Annotated in this window: 3 protein-coding genes; 2 read left to right on the top strand and 1 reads right to left on the bottom strand. The window is 43.4% G+C overall.

Annotation, left to right across the window (positions count from 1 at the left end; translation table 11 throughout):
• A partial coding sequence (locus RAC86_RS37910; protein WP_377886881.1) for a transglycosylase domain-containing protein occupies nt 1-1,320 on the top strand: 1,320 nt, incomplete at its 5' end.
• A 20-nt stretch (nt 1,321-1,340) separates the two neighbouring features.
• Nucleotides 1,341-1,754 (top strand): thiol-disulfide oxidoreductase DCC family protein, encoded by a 414-nt coding sequence (locus RAC86_RS37905; protein WP_003220746.1) that lies wholly within the window; start codon nt 1,341-1,343, stop codon nt 1,752-1,754.
• 17 nt (nt 1,755-1,771) lie between these two features.
• Here RAC86_RS37905 and RAC86_RS37900 read toward each other — a convergent pair.
• A partial coding sequence (locus RAC86_RS37900) for a YufK family protein (protein WP_377886880.1) occupies nt 1,772-2,303 on the bottom strand: 532 nt, incomplete at its 5' end.

The following is a 2,303-nucleotide window of genomic DNA, read 5'->3' as shown; positions in this document are numbered from 1 at the left end:
GTCGGTTCAGCGGCTGAATTCTATTTCAGCAAACCGCTGAAATCTCTCACAGTGGGAGAAATGGCTTTTATCTGTGCTATACCTAATAACCCTACATTATATGATCCTCTCAAGCATTTTGACTACACGAAAAGCCGTCAAGAACGTTTGCTTAAAGGGTTAAAAGATGCCGGGGTCATTACGGATAAAGAGCTGAAAAAAGCCGTCAAACAAAAAATCAAGCTGGATGTTGAAAAGAGAGAAGACAAATATCCGGACTACGTTTCCTATGTCAATGATGAATTCACTCAACTGGTGTCTGAATCAGAAGGCTATGATAAACGTCTTCAAAAAGCGTCAGGGAAACAAAAAGAAAAAATCGAAAACGAGCTGTCCGCAAGAGTCAGCACTCTGATGAAAGACGGCGTGAAAATTTATACTGCACTTAATCCGTACATGCAAAATCAGGTTGTGGCACAAATGAATGCCAAGCTCCCGTATGCGGAGGTACAGGGCGGAGCGGCTGTGATTAATCACCAGACGCATCAAATCATCGCTCTATCCGGCGGGAAAAACTATCAAAAATATGACTTTAACCGCGCCTACCAGGCATACAGACAGCCGGGTTCATCCATTAAGCCGCTTCTTGATTACGGTCCTTATATTGAACAGACCGGCGCGACAGCAAGCAGCACCATTGATGCCAGCAAGTTTTGCAGCAGAGATTACTGTCCGCAAAACTACAATAACCGTACGTACGGGACAGTTACGCTCGACACGGCATTTAAAAATTCATATAATACACCGGCCATCAGAATGCTGGACCGTGTGGGCATCCAAAAAGCATTCAGTTATATTGAGCCGTATCATTTTGCCAAACTTGTCGACAGCGACTATCTTCTCCCGGCCGCGCTTGGCGGATTTACAAACGGCATGACGCCTCTTGAGATGACAAAGGCGTATACGACATTCGGCAACAGCGGAAGCTATACGCCGAGCCATGCGATTACAAAGGTGACAGACCTTAAAGGAAAAACGCTTTATAAATGGAATGATAAATCGACTCAAATATTCAGTGTCCGCACAAACATGCAGCTGAAAAACTTAATGTCTTCCGTTGTGAAAAGCGGAACAGGAAAAAAAGCATATTTTAAAGCGCCTTACATCGGCGGTAAAACAGGAACATCAAATGATTATCACGATATGTGGTTTGTCGGCCTGACAGATACGTACACAATGGGTGTCTGGGTCGGAAAAGATACACCGAGCAGCGTTGAATATCTTCACAGCATCAGCCCTCAGCTTTCCATCTTTAAAGGAACGCTGCAAGCGGCTTATTAAAGGATCGGAGGGGATCTGGCGTGGCATCAGAACAAATTCCAAATCGCGTTTTGCTGTTTGACGGCGTGTGCAATTTATGCAATGGCGCCGTGCAATTTATCATTAAACGTGATCCAGATGGACTGATTTCTTTTACATCGTTGCAGTCGGAAACAGGACAGAGCCTGCTGAAAAAAAGCGGGCTCCCGACTGATCAGTTTGACAGCTTTGTCTTTATTGAAGACGGCCAAGTGTACACAAAGTCAACTGCAGCCATTAAGGTTTTCAGGCATCTGCGGGGCCTATGGCGCCTCTTCGTCCTGTTTTTCGCAGTGCCGAAGCCTTTCAGAGATATGGTCTATTCTTTCATTGCCAGGAACCGTTATAAGTGGTTTGGCAAAAAAAATGAATGTATGCTCCCCTCCCCTTCTATCAAAAAAAGATTTTTACCGTAAACGAAAAAATGGCTAGCTTACACAGGTAAGCTAGCCATTATGCTATTATAAAGCTTGATAAATATGAACAGAATACCGATAACAAAGGTAAACCAAAACAGCAGTTCCAATAGAATGAATCCGACTAATGACATGAGGGAAAGCGTCGAATAAATCCGGTATACAATAAACACAAAGTAAGCGAGCGTGACGACCGCAAACCAGATCACAATCCAGACGACATTTTGCAAGAGCACAAAGGATAAAATCCCGCCGCCTAAATAAATCATGGAACCCATTCTGATTTTTTTCAGATTGTTCCCTTCCGGATCATTAGCAAAAAACAGCAATGATAGCTCAGTCATGGTATTCGCAATTAATTTCAGAGCGGACAGAACCATAAAATATAAAAGTGCAAAGGCAGCAAATAACGCAAGCCTGATCCCTTTCTCTGAAAAATAATCGAGCATTCCATCATACATTCCAAATGAGGACAGCATCTTCAACGCATAAAGTGAAGTTGAAATGGATAACGACGAACTAAAAAGCAGGATCGCAATCAGCGGAAAG

Source organism: Bacillus sp. LR_5, assembly GCF_042709275.1.
The sequence above is the reverse complement of the archived record's forward strand: the minus strand, read 5'-3'. Positions and strand labels throughout refer to the sequence as shown.